The organism is Streptomyces sp. NPDC057654 (assembly GCF_042800135.1).
In the GTDB taxonomy this organism is placed as follows: domain Bacteria; phylum Actinomycetota; class Actinomycetes; order Streptomycetales; family Streptomycetaceae; genus Streptomyces.
Window position 1 is genome coordinate 1 of sequence record NZ_JBHVHQ010001049.1, and the last position, 2,668, is coordinate 2,668.

A 2,668-nucleotide genomic window follows, 5' to 3' on the forward strand; every position below is an offset into this window, starting at 1 on the left:
GAGGCCGCCGACGCGGCGGCGAAGCGGAAGACGGAGGCCGAGGCGGCAGCGGCGGCCAAGAAGGAAGCCACGGAGAAGGCCGCGGAGCAGGCGGCGGAGAAGGCACAACCGGAGCAGCCCGAGCAGCCCGAGCAGGCGGCGAAACCGGAGCAGGCGGCGCAGCCGGTGAAGGCGTCGGGCGGCTCGTACACGCTGCCCGTGGGCTCGTACACGCTTACCGCCGGATTCGGCCAGTCGGGCGACATGTGGTCCGCCAACCACACCGGGCAGGACTTCGCGGCGCCGACGGGTACGCCGATCAAGGCGGTGCACGGCGGCGCGATCACGCAGGCGGGGTGGGCGGGTTCGTACGGCTACCGCACGGTGCTCACCCTGGACGACGGCACTGAGCTGTGGTTCTGCCACCAGTCGTCGATCGCCGTGAACTCCGGGAAGGTGCGGACGGGCGACGTCATCGGCCGGGTCGGCGCGACCGGCAATGTCACCGGCCCCCATCTGCACCTGGAAGTGCGGCCGGGCGGGGGCGCGCCGGTGGACCCGATGACGTGGCTGCGGGACCACGGCCTGAAGCTGTAACGGGCGGGGCCGACGGGTTACTTGAGACCCATGTGGCTTAAACGGAATGGATGGGTCCGACCGAGCCGTGAAGACGCCCGTGAGAGGCGTTAAATGGCCGTATGGCTGAGAAGCGCAAGAAGATCGGAAACCTGTCCGTCCATCCGCTCTGCCTCGGCGGCAACGTCTTCGGCTGGACGGCCGACGAGGCGGAGTCCTTCGCCGTCCTGGACGCCTATACGGAGGCGGGCGGCAACTTCATCGACACCGCAGACGTCTACTCCGCCTGGGTCCCCGGCAACTCGGGCGGCGAGTCCGAGACCGTCCTGGGCAACTGGTTCGCGACGCGCGGCAACCGCGAGGACGTCGTCCTGGCCACCAAGGTCGGCGCGGGCGTACCGGAGAAGCGCGGCCTGGCCGCCCACGGCATCAAGGCGGGCGTGGAGGAGTCCCTGCGCCGCCTGCGCACGGACTACATCGATCTCTACTACACGCACTACGACGACGAGACCGTGCCGGTGTCGGAGTTCATCACGGCCCTGGACGAGCTGGTGCGGGAGGGCAAGGTCCGCGAGATCGCGGCCTCCAACATCACGCCGGCCCGGCTGGAGGAGGCGCTGACGTTCTCCGACGCGGAGGGCCTGGCCAAGTACGTCGCGCTCCAGCCGCGGTACAACCTGGTCTCGCGCGATACGTACGAGGACGATCTGGCCGAGACCGCCGCGCGCCACGGGGTGGCGGCGGTCCCGTACCACGCCCTGGCGTCGGGCTTCCTGACCGGCAAGTACCGGCCGGGCGTGACCGTGGACAGCGCGCGGTCGGGTACCGCGGCCGAGTACGTACGTACGGAGCGCGGGCAGCGCGTTCTGGCGGCGCTGGACAAGGTGGCGGAGGCCCACGGCGCCGAACTGGCGACGGTCGCCCTGGCGTGGCTCGCGGCTCAGCCGACGGTGGTCTGCCCGATCGCGAGTGCGCGGAACACGGGGCAGCTGCCGGCGCTGCTGGCGGTGGAGGACCTGCGGCTGACGGGTGACGAGGTGGAGCTGCTGACGGAGGCGTCGAAGTAGGAACGGGGCGGGCCGGGCTGGGCCGGGCCTCGCCGCCCCCGCCGCTGGACGACGGGCAGCGAGACCCTGGCGCTTTCGCCTATGCCCGCCGCTCGACGGCCCAGGAGGCGAGGGCGACGCCGCCGGCGACGGCGAAGACGGAGGGCCAGGCGCCGACCTTCTTGGCGAGCGGGTGGGAGCCGGCGAAGGCGGCCACGTACAGCCCGGTCAGCGCGGCGGCGGCGCCGGTGCCGGACCGCTGCTGCCACTGCCGCGCGGCGACGGTGCCGGCGGCGGCGAGCGCGGCCCCGCCGAGCGGCCGCCTATTGGTCCATCGGGCCACCCCGTAACCGCCGACCAGCCCGGCGGCGGCCACTACAGACGTCGGAACCCCAGCCATTTCCGCAACCTCCACGATCTGTGACAAGACAACGCGATAACACAACGCGACAAAACAACTCGAACGTTTCCTCGACCCTACGCCTGGGGGTGCGGAGGCGGACACCCGATGATGAGGTGTGACGTTCCGCGGGGGATGAAGTAGGGGGAGAAACGGGGAAGCCGGGGCAGGGGGACCGTTCCTGCTGGGCAACAACTGCCCATGCCTACGCCGATCTCGTACGACCGGGCGCTACTGGCCCGACTGGTCCGCCGCCAACGCGGCCTGGCCACACACGCGCAGCTGCGCGCCCTGGGGGTCTCCCAGGGCGCGATCTGGAACAGGGCGCGGGAGAACGGCCCGTGGCAACGGGTGCTGCCGCGCGTCTACCTCCTCCATTCCGGCGTGCCGGACGCGGTCCAGCGCCTGCTGGCGGCGGTGCTGTACGCGGCGGGGCAGCGCGCGGCGGGGGCGCCGCTGTCGGGGAGGTCGGCGCTGCTGACGGGCAGGGCGGCGCTGCACATGGCGCCGGGTTCCACGACGCGGCACGAGGCGGCGCGACTGGCACCGGTGGAGGTGCTCATTCCGGACGACCGCCGGGTCGCGGACGCCGACTACGTCCGCGTCATCAGGACCCGCCGCTGGCCGGCCGGGCACCTCCTGGTCGAGAGCCTGCCCATCACCAGGG

At 72.1% G+C, this 2,668-nt stretch carries 3 protein-coding genes and 1 pseudogene; 3 read left to right on the forward strand and 1 reads right to left on the reverse strand.

Annotated elements, in window-relative coordinates; translation table 11 throughout:
• Nucleotides 1-576: M23 family metallopeptidase (locus tag ACFU99_RS40200; protein ID WP_384402687.1), on the forward strand; the 576-nt coding region annotated here is incomplete at its 5' end.
• Between the two features lie 101 nt (nt 577-677).
• Nucleotides 678-1,622 (forward strand): aldo/keto reductase, encoded by a 945-nt coding sequence (locus ACFU99_RS40205; RefSeq protein WP_384402690.1) that lies wholly within the window; start codon nt 678-680, stop codon nt 1,620-1,622.
• A gap of 79 nt (nt 1,623-1,701) precedes the next feature.
• On the opposite strand, the gene ACFU99_RS40210 is transcribed toward ACFU99_RS40205, so the two are convergent.
• Complete coding sequence (locus ACFU99_RS40210; RefSeq protein ID WP_384402693.1) at nt 1,702-2,001, reverse strand: hypothetical protein; 300 nt, start codon at nt 1,999-2,001, stop codon at nt 1,702-1,704.
• Nucleotides 2,002-2,202: 201 nt separating this feature from the next.
• Between ACFU99_RS40210 and ACFU99_RS40215 the strand changes: the two are divergent.
• A pseudogene (locus tag ACFU99_RS40215) lies at nt 2,203-2,668 on the forward strand (hypothetical protein); the annotation flags it as partial.

What these genes read in the sequence shown, in the direction of transcription:
- ACFU99_RS40205 (WP_384402690.1), top strand. Translation starts at nt 678, where the DNA reads ATGGCTGAGAAGCGCAAGAAGATCGGAAACCTGTCCGTCCATCCGCTC.
- ACFU99_RS40210 (WP_384402693.1), bottom strand. Translation starts at nt 2,001, where the DNA reads ATGGCTGGGGTTCCGACGTCTGTAGTGGCCGCCGCCGGGCTGGTCGGC.